Annotated in this window: 15 protein-coding genes and 1 pseudogene; all 16 read right to left on the bottom strand. The window is 50.0% G+C overall.

Features of this window, described 5'->3' with window-relative positions; translation table 11 throughout:
- Positions 1-107: 107 nt before the first annotated feature.
- Positions 108-644, bottom strand: a pseudogene (locus H8705_RS10725) (type IV secretory system conjugative DNA transfer family protein); the annotation flags it as partial.
- On the bottom strand, positions 641-1,141 hold the full coding sequence (locus H8705_RS10720; protein WP_062807361.1) for a PcfB family protein: 501 nt from the start codon (positions 1,139-1,141) through the stop codon (positions 641-643). The pseudogene H8705_RS10725 and the gene H8705_RS10720, both read right to left, overlap by 4 nt.
- A gap of 86 nt (positions 1,142-1,227) precedes the next feature.
- Entirely contained in the window at positions 1,228-1,647 is a 420-nt protein-coding gene (locus tag H8705_RS10715) for a DUF4313 domain-containing protein (protein ID WP_057571461.1), read from the bottom strand.
- 12 nt (positions 1,648-1,659) lie between these two features.
- Positions 1,660-1,971 (bottom strand): DUF5720 family protein, encoded by a 312-nt coding sequence (locus tag H8705_RS10710; protein ID WP_062807362.1) that lies wholly within the window; start codon positions 1,969-1,971, stop codon positions 1,660-1,662.
- Positions 1,972-1,993: 22 nt separating this feature from the next.
- Complete coding sequence (locus H8705_RS10705; protein WP_062807363.1) at positions 1,994-2,740, bottom strand: BRO family protein; 747 nt, start codon at positions 2,738-2,740, stop codon at positions 1,994-1,996.
- A 34-nt stretch (positions 2,741-2,774) separates the two neighbouring features.
- Positions 2,775-3,659 carry a DUF6017 domain-containing protein gene (locus tag H8705_RS10700; protein ID WP_262395767.1) on the bottom strand — a complete coding sequence of 295 codons (885 nt, stop codon included), beginning with the start codon at positions 3,657-3,659 and terminating at the stop codon, positions 2,775-2,777.
- Between the two features lie 66 nt (positions 3,660-3,725).
- The gene (locus H8705_RS10695; RefSeq protein ID WP_008982210.1) at positions 3,726-3,911 is read right to left on the bottom strand and encodes a hypothetical protein; all 186 of its coding nucleotides are present in this window, start codon (positions 3,909-3,911) and stop codon (positions 3,726-3,728) included.
- 29 nt (positions 3,912-3,940) lie between these two features.
- Complete coding sequence (locus H8705_RS10690) at positions 3,941-4,216, bottom strand: DUF5720 family protein (RefSeq protein WP_006775625.1); 276 nt, start codon at positions 4,214-4,216, stop codon at positions 3,941-3,943.
- A gap of 12 nt (positions 4,217-4,228) precedes the next feature.
- A complete protein-coding gene (locus H8705_RS10685; RefSeq protein WP_062807364.1) occupies positions 4,229-5,155 on the bottom strand; it encodes a ParB/RepB/Spo0J family partition protein in 927 nt (308 codons plus the stop codon).
- Complete coding sequence (locus H8705_RS10680; protein WP_062807365.1) at positions 5,112-5,933, bottom strand: ParA family protein; 822 nt, start codon at positions 5,931-5,933, stop codon at positions 5,112-5,114. Before H8705_RS10680 ends, H8705_RS10685 begins: the two co-directional genes overlap by 44 nt.
- Positions 5,934-6,399: 466 nt before the next feature.
- Positions 6,400-6,798 carry a 30S ribosomal protein S9 gene (gene rpsI / locus H8705_RS10675; protein WP_262395766.1) on the bottom strand — a complete coding sequence of 133 codons (399 nt, stop codon included), beginning with the start codon at positions 6,796-6,798 and terminating at the stop codon, positions 6,400-6,402.
- A gap of 17 nt (positions 6,799-6,815) precedes the next feature.
- The gene (rplM, locus tag H8705_RS10670) at positions 6,816-7,244 is read right to left on the bottom strand and encodes a 50S ribosomal protein L13 (protein WP_262395765.1); all 429 of its coding nucleotides are present in this window, start codon (positions 7,242-7,244) and stop codon (positions 6,816-6,818) included.
- 260 nt (positions 7,245-7,504) lie between these two features.
- Positions 7,505-9,286, bottom strand: a complete 1,782-nt coding sequence (aspS, locus tag H8705_RS10665) for an aspartate--tRNA ligase (protein ID WP_262395764.1) — start codon at positions 9,284-9,286, stop codon at positions 7,505-7,507.
- Complete coding sequence (hisS, locus tag H8705_RS10660) at positions 9,279-10,637, bottom strand: histidine--tRNA ligase (RefSeq protein ID WP_262395763.1); 1,359 nt, start codon at positions 10,635-10,637, stop codon at positions 9,279-9,281. Before hisS ends, aspS begins: the two co-directional genes overlap by 8 nt.
- 361 nt (positions 10,638-10,998) lie before the next feature.
- The gene (gene mgsA / locus H8705_RS10655) at positions 10,999-11,403 is read right to left on the bottom strand and encodes a methylglyoxal synthase (RefSeq protein WP_262395762.1); all 405 of its coding nucleotides are present in this window, start codon (positions 11,401-11,403) and stop codon (positions 10,999-11,001) included.
- 54 nt (positions 11,404-11,457) lie between these two features.
- Complete coding sequence (locus H8705_RS10650; protein ID WP_262395761.1) at positions 11,458-12,186, bottom strand: nucleotide-binding protein; 729 nt, start codon at positions 12,184-12,186, stop codon at positions 11,458-11,460.
- Positions 12,187-12,212: the final 26 nt, after the last annotated feature.

Genomic DNA, 12,212 nt, shown 5'->3' with positions numbered 1-12,212 from the left:
CATGGGAAAGACGCTCGTACAGGGCTGTGATTTTTCCCTTGTCCGGCTGTTTCTTCATGGGGTGTAACCTCCTTTCTTGAGGGTGCGCGCTCCCTTTATCCTTATTGTAAATTACCATTGGGGTCTGTGACCACATAAGAACTGTGCATCTGCATCAGATTCGGTTTGAGCCAGAAGCGGGTCTTACCGGAACCGGAGCCGCCGATCACCAGCACATTTTTGTTTCTGGCGGTCTTGGGGTCCTTGGGGCGGCTATTCATGGTCAGGCTCTCGGTTTTCGTCAGAATCACATTGTTCTGAAATACCGGGTCGATGTAGGGAGCAATATCCTCACGGGTTCCCCAACGGGCAGAGCCATACTCCAGTCCATGCCGATACTTCTTGGCGTTTTTACTTTTGAGGTACACCGCCAGACGCAGGCCAGCTCCGCAGCATAGCCCCACCAAAAGATCCAACGGGTGCAAGCTGGGCCAGAAACTTTGCAGCGCCCCAGGCAGGACAGCAAACAGGGAAAGGAATTTCTCCGAAGCATTTGCCCCCTGAGCCAGCCGCCACGCTTCCCCGAAGTTCGTGGCAAACAGCCCCATCAAAAGATAAGGCAGGTTCAGCAAAACGAGCTTTTTGATGTCAAACTGCTTTTTCATCGTTCCAGCTCCTTTCGCTTGGTGCGGTCCACCACGGCATTTTTGACCATCTCTTTGAACTGACTGAGTTTTGCCAGCACAGACGGGCGTTCCGTTTTCTCGGCCTTCTTGACCTTTTTGCTGGTGTACTCGGTAAATGCAGCGGTCAGCGCATCGGCGTCACGGCCTTTGAAAAAGATCAGGTACTTGGGCGGGGAGCTGCTGCGGTCTTTCTTCACCGCATAATCCACACCATATTTCCGGGCGATCTTCTCAAATTCCTTGATGGAGGGGTCTGTGATCTCGATATTGGAGATCCCCTGATTTTGACCAATGAGCTGCTTGACGGTCTGTTTGCCGTGGGGTGTCACAGGAGCGTCACGGCTTCTCTGCTTTTGCAGCTTCTTTTCCTTGCAGTGGGCAAGGTACTTGCTGATGGCGGCTTTAAGCAACCGACCGGTGAACTTTGTTCCGCTGACAACCAGCGTTAAAGTCCTGTTTTCCACTTCTTCCTGCATTTTCATCGCCTCCTTTCCACAAAATGTGCAGGGGTGGTGCATTTCTTTCTAAGGCGGGACCACCAGCCGCCGGAGAAGATATTTCTTCATCGCTCCATCCCGCGGCTCTTTTTCTTTACCGGCTTCTTATCCGGCAGATTCCACTCTTTCCGAAACTCCGCCACACCTTTGGGATCAAATGCCTTCAATTTCTCCAAATCAAAGGCAACGGCAGAATATTTCCCATAACCGGATTGCACCTGGTAGGGAAGCACTTTCCCCAATTTGTTCTCTTTGATGAATCGCAGCAAGTCCTTGCTGATGTCACCGGAAATAAACGCCTCTCCGGGGTCCAGGGAATACCCCGGAAGGTTCACCGTCATATCTGCAAACGGCTCCGCTCCATCTTCTGTATGGGTAATCATGCCGATATAAAGCCGCTGATTATTCGCATACATCCCAAGTTGCAGTGATATGGTTTCTTCCCCATATTCCCACTTGAAGGGTACTTTCTTTTCCTCATTCATATCAGATTCCTCCTATCGTATCTGTTCTTTGTGGTCATAAAACAAATCTCCATTTCTGACCTTTGCATGGCTGAGAATCTTGATCTGCCCCTTTGCCTGACTGTCCAGAGCTTTTTCATAGCCTATATCTGACAAAAACAGGCGGGTCCGTTCTCCTTTCCAGCCCACCGGGGAATCATGCGTCAGCACATCAAAAATAATCATGTGCCGTGTGTTCTCCGCAAATCGCTGGAGATCCATGTAGTCATGGCCGTGGTAGTTCTGCGCCCCGGCTTTCTGGCGCATTTCCTCCATCAGCTGACCGATTGTTTTGCTTTCCTGCATAAAACCCACTTCCTTTCCGTTCTTATGAGACCAGCAAGATCATCTCCCGCAGCTGGGCAAAGTAGAGCTTGCCCTGGGGCGTAACCAGCGTGTAAGAACCGGTATGACCGTGATTGCAGTAGTCTTTGACGCAAAACAGCCCCGCATTTTTCACATTGGCATAAGGCAGCACATTGCCGGATGCCGTGCGGTACACAAACCGCCGTTCTATCAGAAACCGGACAAACCGGCGCTCCGGAACATCCAACTCTTTGGCGGTAGTCCTGAGATTGGTGCTGTGTTTTAAGTCGATGAACAGGTCATAGAAAGCGGCTTTGCCCTCCAGCTGTGCATTTTCCTTACGCAGAGAAATATTCGCTTCACGCTCAGCCAACAAGTCTGAGCAGAGCTTCATCAGAGCCTCCGGGGAAGTAGCTACCTCCCACAGCTTCTCTTTTGTGAGATAGGCCCCGTGCTTACGAATGGTAGGCAGGACCTCATCGAACACCCACCGTTCAAACCGTTCTGCCGATGGCAATTTGCTGTGAACGATTAGGCGGTACAAATCTCCTTCGGGGATAAAAGTCATACTGATTTTGCGGTCAGGGCTTTGTGGGTGAGGTGCGTCGCGTTTCACGACATACCTACAATGGCGGATAATTGCATCGCGGGGATTGCTGTACCCCAAAGCGCCAGCCACATCCGTTCCGCAGAACAGGTATTTGCCGTTTTCTTCGATGACCCGGATACTGCCAAACTCCGGGTTTTTGAAAATTTCCATCTGGTTCATGTCGTGCCTCCTTTGGCATGATAAAAGGCGGCCTTTACCAGCCGCCTGCGTGCATATCGTGGTTGACCAATGAAGTGAAGTGATTGTTCATGGTGGTAGGCGCATTGAACAGCACTGCAAGCAGGTACTGCTTCATGTTGCGTACCTGGGTGGTATTCTTTTGCAGACAGTCCATGACAAACTCGATGTGGGAGCTGTCCAGTTTCAAAAAACGGGAACGCACGATCTCGTGAGGGAAGTCTGCCCCAGAGATCCGGGTAGTCTTTCGTTTGGCACAGACCGTTTCAACCAACAGCTCTACGATCTCATTCAGGTCATCCAGGTAGAGAGGATAACGCTGCTTCAAGCAGTCATACTCGATATTCTCCAAAATCAACTCCCGATAATTTTCTATCTCTGTGACAGACATCGCATCCCTTCCTTTCCGTTCCGGCGGTCTTGCCGCCGCTGTTTCCCGGAAGGGAATGGAATCGGTACTTGATCCATAAGTAATTGATTTTTCTGTATTTGATTTCTCTATATTTAATTCTGCGGGCTTTTCCGTATCCGGTTTTACCATATCCGGTTTTACCATATCCGGGTTTTCCGTATCTGGTGAAGCCGTATCCGGCTGGGACATATCTGGCTGGGGCTGTTCATAGATGACATACTCGGTATCTGTGATCCGCCCACTTTTATCGCGTCTCTGATGGCGCACGATATATCCGGCTCCTTCCAGTTCACGCAGGGCAGCACCTATGGCATCCACGCCCTCCTTACAGATCTTTGCAAGGCCACGGGTGGTGTAATTCCAATCCTCCGGCAGCGACAGCATCATGGAAAGCAGCCCCTTGGCTTTTAACGACAGGTTTGCATTTCGTAAATGATGATTGCTCATCACGGTATAATCACGGGTCCGTTCAATGCGAAAAACGGCCATCGACCTCACTCCTTCCGAATTTTGGGTACAAAAAACCGCAATCCTCATTTCAAAGAATTGCGGTGTTCAACGCTTTTCAAATTTTCTTGCATAGAACCAAAACAGCGGCTTTTGGGGACGCGCCTCTGTAAATGGCTCCTCCTGGGCGAAAGGAAGTGTTTGCATCACGCGGTCAATATCCGTTGAATCCATGTCATGCTGAGATTTGCAATCTTCCCGGATTGCTTCTTGAATTTCCTTTACCGTACACATAGTCATTCCTTTCCTTTCGTTGTATGGGTTTATGAGCGGCGGCGTTTTCCCGGTTTGAAATCGAGGATATGTCCCTCAATCACACGAGCGTAACGCTTGATCTTGATCTCCCGGCGCTGCTGGCTTTGCAGGGCGGCCTGATACCCGTCCTCAGTCAAAAACAACCGCATTTCATCTCCGGGGCTGCCGTAAGCAGTGCTGGGACGCAGGACGGAAAACTCGATCATCCAGCGGGTATTATCCCAAAACCTCTCTACGGCGAGAATGTTGTGTCCTTTCAGCTCACGGGCTGAAATATCCCTCATAGGCGGCTCCTTTCATCGTTCCTGGTCTCTCTGACGCTTTTTCTGCCATGCCTCCAGTAGCTTGATGATGGTTTCCTGCATCCGCTGGGGCGTATAGCTTTTGGGGAAATACTTCCGCAAGGTGTCAGAGGTAAATGTCACTCGATCCAGATCGCTTTTCTTTTCCTCACCCATGATGACGCGCATCATATCGAGGGTCAGATGCCCCTCCTGACTGTATTTCTTGAGCCGCTGGGCTTGGGAAAGGGAAGGGGTAGCCTGTTCGCTGTCCATCGCGTCCAGCAGGTCTACCTGTTCCTCTTTTTTAAGAAAGGACAGCTCATAGGCAGGGTTCAGGGCGATCTTCTTTTCATCCACCATATCCATCAATTCAGGAATCAGCTCTGTCAGACGGATAAATCTCTTAATCTGTGATTTGCTATCTGGACTGTTCTCCGCGATTTTTTCTGCCGCAGTCAACTTCGGCCCAACTTGGGCCGAAGTTAAATCCGTCCTGGCTCCTTGGTGCTTAATGGCATCTAGCTTCATTTTATAAGCAAATGCTCTTTCGCTTGGAAGAAGGCTTTCTCGCTGCAAGTTGCTGTCAACCATAATAATCGTGGCGGCATCATCATCCAAATCCCGAACAATGACCGGCATAGTCTCCTTTTCTGCCAGCTCACTGGCTCTGTGCCGCCTGTGTCCGGCTACCAGCTCATAGCCACCCTCCGGGTCCGGTCGGGCAATGGCCGGAACCAGAACGCCATACTGCTTGATACTGTCAGCGGTCTCCATCATTGCTTCGTCATCCTTGACTTTGAATGGGTGGTTCTTGAACGGATGCAGTTCAGACAACGGAATTTCCTGAATCTTTTCCAGCTTTGCATCCTGGCGGCCTTCTTCGGTGGAGAACAGATCATCTACCGAGGCCAGCTCTATTTTTTTCGCGCTGCTTTTCAAGTTTCAACACCTCCTTCGTCAGATTTTTGTAGCCCTCTGCCACCTTGCCGCCGGGGTCATGGGCAAAAATGCTTTTTCCCTCTGCGCTGATTTCCTTTGCCCGGACAGAATGGGGAATCTCTGTGCCGAATACTTTGATCTTGCTGCCATAGGTCTCTCGCAAAAGTGCGGAGATCTCTTTGGCAAAGTTGGTTCGGCTGTCAACCATCGTCAGCAGGATACCGTCTATCTGGAGCTTGGGGTTGATCTGCCGCTTTACCTTGTTTACCGTGGAGAGCAGCTGTTCCAGCCCTTTGGCGGACAGATACTCCGCCTGAACGGGAATTATGATCCTGTTCGCAGCGGCCAGCGCATTGACTGTGAGCATCCCCAGGGAGGGCTGGCAGTCGATGAGAATATGGGAGTATTGCCCCTTCAGCGTGTCCAGATATTGCCGCAAGATAGTCTCACGGCTCATGGCATTTACCAGGGATACCTCCATACCGGATAACTGGATGTCCGCAGGCATCAGGTCTACACCCTCTGGGTGGTGCAGGATACCCTCGCCGGGGCGCAGCGGCTCGTCCATCAGGATACGGCCCATCGCGTCGGACAGGGTAAAGGGCAGCTTGTCCGGCTGAGGATTGCCCAGGCTGATCGTCAGGCTACCTTGCGGGTCTCCGTCGATCAGCAGGACTTTCTTTCCAGCCTGCGCCAAACCGATTCCAAGATTGGCACAGGTAGTGGTTTTGCCAACGCCGCCCTTCTGGTTGGCAATGGCAATGATTTGCGTGTTCATTGACTTCACCTCATTTCTAATTGTTGCTGTTGCTTCTGGAAATAGAAAAAGCCGCCACTCCAAAATAAAAAGTGAAGTGACGGCTCTTTCTATCGCCGGAATACGAGTTCCTGAAATGAAAAAAGCACCCAGTCATTTTATACTGAGTGCTATATCAAATTCATATTCAATTATTCAAATTAGGTCAAACTATGTCAAACTGCCACAGCCCAAAACGAGGGAAAGGAGGGACGAAAAACACCCCCAAAATCGGCTCTCGGTTGTCCTATAATTTAACCACTAACCCCTTTTTTTACCCCCATTTTTGCCGGTTGTCCTATATTTAACCACTAAAAATTGGGTGAAAACGGCTCTTGATTTGCCAAATTTGGTCAAACCATATCAGCCCGTTTAGATACAGTAAAACCCCGGAAAACCTTGATTTTCCGGGGTTTTTGAACCATTTTGATACGGTTTGAACAGCAGATTATCTCTTGCTGAACTGAGGTGCACGACGTGCTGCCTTGAGACCGTACTTTTTACGCTCTTTCATACGTGGGTCACGAGTGAGGAACCCGGCTTTTTTCAGGATCGGGCGCATCTCATCCCCATTCTGAAGAAGGGCTCTGGAGATACCATGACGGATAGCGCCGGCCTGGCCGGAAACACCGCCGCCGGAAACCGTACATACAACGTCAAACTTCCCTACGGTATCTGTAAGGTTCAGCGGTTGACGAACGATCAACTTTAAGGTTTCAAGTCCGAAGTAATCGTCAATATCACGGCCGTTGATGGTGATAGAACCAGTACCGGGATAAAGTCTTACTCTGGATACAGAATGTTTTCTTCTGCCTGTGCCATAAAAATAAGGCTTAGATTCGTACATTTAAAATTCCCCTTTCCTTACAGTGTCCATGCCTGGGGCTTTTGAGCCGCATGGTTATGTTCCGCACCGCGATAGATACGGACTCTGGTCAAAGCATGACGGCCGATCACTGTGTCAGGGATCATACCTTTTACAGCAAGCATCATCGCTTTTTCCGGATTTTCCTGCATCAATTTGCTGTACTTTACCTCTCTGAGGCCGCCAACCCATCCGGTGTGATGGCGATACATTTTCTGATCCAGTTTCTTCCCGGTCAGAACTGCTTGTTCCGCGTTGATGATGATTACATGGTCACCGCAATCCACATGGGGCGCAAAGGTTGGTTTATGTTTTCCGCGCAGGATCACAGCGGCAGTAGCGGCTGTACGACCCAGCGGTTTGCCAGCAGCATCAAGAATATACCACTTACGGGTAATCTGGCCGGCTTTTGGCATTGTAGTAGACATACCGTATTTCCTCCAAATCTGGCTTTAATTTATAACAAGATAATATATCTCGCATGACGACAACTTGTATTATATAGTACAAAAAATAGTTTGTCAACAGTTTTTTCCTAAAAAATTAATCTACAAATTCATTTCTTCTGTTTTCTTTCATTTTCTCATATTTTCTCTTTTATGCTCCAAACTCAAATCACATTTTTCTCATATAAAAGCAAGGCCGGAGGACAGGCGTAAACGCCTGTCCTCCGATGGTTTTAAAAAAACTATTCCTGAATATCAATCTTAATGCTTAAATCCTTCAGACTCTTTTCGTCCACTTGCGCCGGGCACTGGCTCATTAATTCACTGGCGTTCTGCACCTTGGGGAAGGCGATCACATCCCGGATGGAGTCTTTTTCCAGCATCAGCATCACCAGACGGTCCAGCCCGTAAGCCATGCCGCCATGAGGCGGCGCGCCGTATTTAAACGCTTCCAGCAGGAACCCGAACCGCTCGTTGGCAGTGGCTTCATCCAACCCCAGCGCCCGGAACATTCTCTCCTGCAAGTCCGGTGTGTTGATACGGATTGAGCCGCCGCCTACCTCGCAGCCGTTAAGCACCATATCGTACGCCCGGGCGTGACAGCCTGCCGGATCGCTTTCGATTCTGTCTAAATCTTCCAGCGCCGGGCAGGTAAACGGATGATGTTTGGCTACAAACCGCTCTTCCTCTTCGCTGTATTCAAATAGCGGAAACTGGGTCACCCATAAGAAATTATACGTTCCTTTCTTAATCAGGCCCAAACGTCCCGCCAATTCCACTCTCAATGCCCCCAGGCTGTCGTACACCACCTGATTGCTGGGATCGGCCACTACTAAAATTACGTCGCCCACCTGGGCATCCATACGCTGGCGAATCGCCTCCTTTTCCTCTTGGGAAAGGAACTTTTCATAAGAGGAAGATTCCGCTTCCTCCGTAATTCTTGTAAACGCCAATCCTTTTGCCCGGTACGTTTTGACAAAATCGGTCAGCTTGTCAATTTCTTTTCTGGAAAGCTGATGGGCCGCTCCTTTTACGTTGATCGCCCGGACGCTGCCGGTCTCCAAGGCGCCCTTAAACACCTTAAATTCACAATTTTCAAGCAAATCGGACAGATCCGTAAGCTCCAGCCCGAACCGGGTATCCGGCTTGTCCGAACCGAACCGGTTCATCGCCTCCTCGTAAGGCATGCGCAGAAACGGGGCGCTCACATCCACTCCCAGCACTTCCTTAAATACACGGACAATAAACCCTTCGTTGACGCTCATTACATCCTCTTCTTCCACAAAGGACATTTCAAGGTCAATCTGGGTAAATTCCGGCTGACGGTCCGCCCGCAGATCCTCGTCCCGGAAACAGCGGGCAATCTGCATATACCGGTCGTAACCGGAAAGCATCAACAGCTGCTTATACAGCTGGGGCGACTGGGGCAGGGCATAAAAACTGCCTGGATGCACCCGGCTGGGCACCAGATAGTCCCGGGCCCCTTCCGGGGTAGATTTGATCAGCACAGGAGTTTCAATCTCCAAAAAGCCGTTTTCATCGAAATAGTCCCTGGCTACCTTGGCGATTTTATGACGCAGGATAATACTCTGCTGCATCTCGCCCCGGCGCAGGTCAAGATAGCGGTATTTTAACCGCAGCTCTTCTTTTACATTGGTTTGGTCCGTAATCTCAAAAGGCGGCGTTTGGGATTTGGCCAGCACCCGCAGGTCGCTGACGTATACTTCCACTTCTCCGGTAGGGATCTCCTTATTGACAGATTCCCTGCGGCGAACCTCCCCTTTTGCCATCAGAACAAATTCCGCCCGGGCTCCAGCAGCTTTTTCAAACACCTCCCGATCGGTGCCGTCGTCAAATGCCAGCTGAACAATTCCGCTGCGGTCCCTTAAATCAATAAACACCAGGTTGCCCAAATCACGGGTTTTCTGTACCCACCCTGCAACAGTAACCTCTTTTCCAATATCCTCAGCGGTAAACTGCCCGCAGTATTTGGTTCTTTTCAGTCCCTTCATTGTTTCACTCATCTTCTTCACCCTTCTTCTGTAAGTTCATCTGGCTAATTTTCAAATCGATCAGCCCGTCAGTATAGTCCACCATCTCGTCGATGGTGCCGCCGTAGATAAAATCCACAAAAGATTCGCTGTCCAGAGAGACTTCCTGAGTCTCTCCCGTTTTCATATTCTTAATCTTCGCTTTGTTCTGCGCAAGTTCATCTTCTCCGATGATGCAGCTGAATTTCGCTCCCAATTTATCCGCATACTTCATCTGCGCCTTCACGCTGCGTCCTACTGTGTCGCACTCCCCATAGAAACCTTCCTCCCGCAGGGCGGCGCACAACTCAACCGCTTTCAGCGCAGCTTTTGGGCCCATGCTGCCGATATACATTGTACAGCCCATTTCCGGCGGAAATTCACAGCCGCACTGCTCCATTACCAGCAGCAGCCGCTCCAGCCCCATAGCAAAACCAATGGCCGGGGTGTCCGGGCCGCCCAGCATTTTAATCAGCCCATCATACCGTCCGCCCCCGCATACAGTGCCTTGGGCGCCGATTCCGGTGGCCACAAACTCAAACACCGTACGGGTATAATAGTCCAATCCTCTAACAATAGTAGGGTTGACCACATACTCTATTCCCATAGCGTCCAGATTGGACTGAAGGCTTTCAAAATGAACCTTGCAGTCATCGCAAATATAATCCAGCACCACCGGGGCGTTTTTTGCGATTTCCGCACAAACCGGACTCTTGCAGTCCAAAATGCGCATGGGGTTTTTCTCCAGCCGGTCTTTGCAGGTGTCGCACAAGTCTTCCTGGTGGGAATAAAAATATTCCTTTAAAGCTTGATGATATTTCGCCCGGCACGCAGGGCATCCAATGGAGTTGATCTCCAGGCGCAGGCCGGTCACTCCCAGGGTATCAAAAATACTTTTAGCCACGGCGATTACCTGGGCGTCCGCGACCGGGGAAGCGCTTCCCAGCATCTCCACGCCAAACTGATGAAACTCCCTGAGGCGTCCCGCCTGAGGCTTTTCATAGCGAAAGCAGCTGATCAGATAGCTGGCCTTTACAGGCAGGGCGTCGTTTAACAGCCCATTTTGCAAAGCCGCCCTCAAAACGCCTGCCGTTCCCTCCGGGCGCAGGGTGATAGAACGGTTGCCTTTATCTTCAAAGGTGTACATTTCTTTTTGGACCACGTCGGTGGTGTCCCCTACCGAACGGGCAAACAGTTCGGTGTGCTCAAAGGTGGGGGTGCGGATCTCCCGGAATCCAAACAGTCTTGCCGTGTCCAGAGCAGTCTGCTCTATATGCTGCCACTTATAGCTTTGGGACGGCAGAGTATCCTGGGTGCCTCTAGGGGCATTTGTGATGATTGCCATGTTGCCAACTCCTTATATTAATTTCAATCATTTATCTATTCTTCACCGATCATACCTGGTTTTTTTAAAAAAAGCAACAAAAAATGATAAAACCTCGTCTCTATATACCGTATCGGTACAAGGGACGAGGATTTTCCACGCGGTGCCACCCTGGTTTAAACACACATCCGTTTTGCAGTGTGTTTCGCTTTAAACCCGTTAACGCAGGGAGCGCGCTGTTTCTCGCAGCGGGCTGGCCAGACGTCCTTCTCTGCAAACCTTGCGGCGGGGGTCTCTCTCAGCCTACGATACCCTCTCTGTTCGCCAATTTACAGGTACTGCTCCTGACTCATAACGCCTTTTTCAAATATAAAACTGCTTTTTAATGGCTGGGATTTACAATATTACGCCAATCCAAATCTCCCCGTTCTAACGCGTGGATAAGAGCTTCCGCAGTGGCGATATTTGTTGCCACCGGGATATTATGCACGTCGCACAAACGAAGCAGGCCCGCCTCGTCCGGCTCGCCGGGGTTCGCTTTAATCGGATCACGGAAAAACAACAATAAATCTATTTCATTGCAGGCAATCCGGGCGGCGATCTGCTGATCTCCTCCCTGGGACCCGCCTAAAAAACGAAATACTTCCAGGCCTGTTGCCTCTGCCACTAACTTACCAGTGGTTCCCGTAGCGCATATATTATGTCTGCTGAAAATACCGCAATAAGCGATACAGAACTGAACCATCAGCTCTTTTTTAGAATCGTGTGCTATGAGCGCTATGTTCATTAGCAATCCTCCCTCATCTAAGTGAGTACAAAACCTCGTTATCTATTATAGCACTTATCTAACCAATAAATCAATATAGTTACCCATAATTCTTTGTGCAAAATTGTCAAATACACTTTTAGTCACATTTGCCATATTTAACGGGTTTTCCGTCGATATCCCATCCATAATAGAATGATCCAGGGGAACGACGGCAATCAGCTGGGCGCAAATATTGTCAATCAGCCAGTCCAAATGGGGAATAGGGCGCTTTTTTGCAAAATCCTGCCCCAGCATATTGACACATAAACGGATGTCTTTAATTCCCGCTCCGAACAATTTATCCGAGACGATGCGTCCCGCTCGGGCACTGATTTGATCAGGCGTAGACACAATCACTGCTCGATCCGCTGTAGGCGCGAATAACTGTTCTAACTGTTCTTTGGTCCCATCCGCTTCCACCAGGATAAAGTCGAAATGCCCGTCCAGAGCTTTTAAAATTTCTTTCCAGGTAGAGGCGTCACAGGAGAACTCCCGGCCTACCGGCGCGCAGATCAAATGGAGATTTTCCCGTTCACCGCAAGGAAATACCGCATCCGTAAGCTCACATCTTCCCGCTGCGGCATCCGACAGGTCATACACCACCCGGTCGGCAATTCCAAACATCACATCCAGAGAGCGGTGGGTCCCCTCGATCAAAAGCACCTTTTTTTCCTGTTTTGCCAACGCAGCCCCCAAATAAGCGCAGACTACCGATTTTCCGGTACCACCCTTGCCAGAAGTGATTAAAATAACCTGCGCCATGCCGCGCCTCCTTTCATAGGAATTTT

It is taken from the genome of Youxingia wuxianensis, from assembly GCF_014385085.1.
Classification (GTDB): domain Bacteria; phylum Bacillota; class Clostridia; order Oscillospirales; family Ruminococcaceae; genus Youxingia; species Youxingia wuxianensis.
This window is presented reverse-complemented; position numbering and strand designations above follow the sequence as displayed.

Excerpts from the sequence above, each read along its gene's own strand:
- H8705_RS10715 (WP_057571461.1), bottom strand. The coding sequence starts at position 1,647 with ATGAATGAGGAAAAGAAAGTACCCTTCAAGTGGGAATATGGGGAAGAA.
- H8705_RS10695 (WP_008982210.1), bottom strand. The coding sequence starts at position 3,911 with ATGTGTACGGTAAAGGAAATTCAAGAAGCAATCCGGGAAGATTGCAAA.
- H8705_RS10705 (WP_062807363.1), bottom strand. The coding sequence starts at position 2,740 with ATGAACCAGATGGAAATTTTCAAAAACCCGGAGTTTGGCAGTATCCGG.
- H8705_RS10650 (WP_262395761.1), bottom strand. The coding sequence starts at position 12,186 with ATGGCGCAGGTTATTTTAATCACTTCTGGCAAGGGTGGTACCGGAAAA.
- rpsI (WP_262395766.1), bottom strand. The coding sequence starts at position 6,798 with ATGTACGAATCTAAGCCTTATTTTTATGGCACAGGCAGAAGAAAACAT.
- H8705_RS10720 (WP_062807361.1), bottom strand. The coding sequence starts at position 1,141 with ATGCAGGAAGAAGTGGAAAACAGGACTTTAACGCTGGTTGTCAGCGGA.
- H8705_RS10710 (WP_062807362.1), bottom strand. The coding sequence starts at position 1,971 with ATGCAGGAAAGCAAAACAATCGGTCAGCTGATGGAGGAAATGCGCCAG.
- mgsA (WP_262395762.1), bottom strand. The coding sequence starts at position 11,403 with ATGAACATAGCGCTCATAGCACACGATTCTAAAAAAGAGCTGATGGTT.
- rplM (WP_262395765.1), bottom strand. The coding sequence starts at position 7,244 with ATGTCTACTACAATGCCAAAAGCCGGCCAGATTACCCGTAAGTGGTAT.
- H8705_RS10700 (WP_262395767.1), bottom strand. The coding sequence starts at position 3,659 with ATGGCCGTTTTTCGCATTGAACGGACCCGTGATTATACCGTGATGAGC.
- hisS (WP_262395763.1), bottom strand. The coding sequence starts at position 10,637 with ATGGCAATCATCACAAATGCCCCTAGAGGCACCCAGGATACTCTGCCG.
- H8705_RS10680 (WP_062807365.1), bottom strand. The coding sequence starts at position 5,933 with ATGAACACGCAAATCATTGCCATTGCCAACCAGAAGGGCGGCGTTGGC.
- H8705_RS10690 (WP_006775625.1), bottom strand. The coding sequence starts at position 4,216 with ATGAGGGATATTTCAGCCCGTGAGCTGAAAGGACACAACATTCTCGCC.
- aspS (WP_262395764.1), bottom strand. The coding sequence starts at position 9,286 with ATGAGTGAAACAATGAAGGGACTGAAAAGAACCAAATACTGCGGGCAG.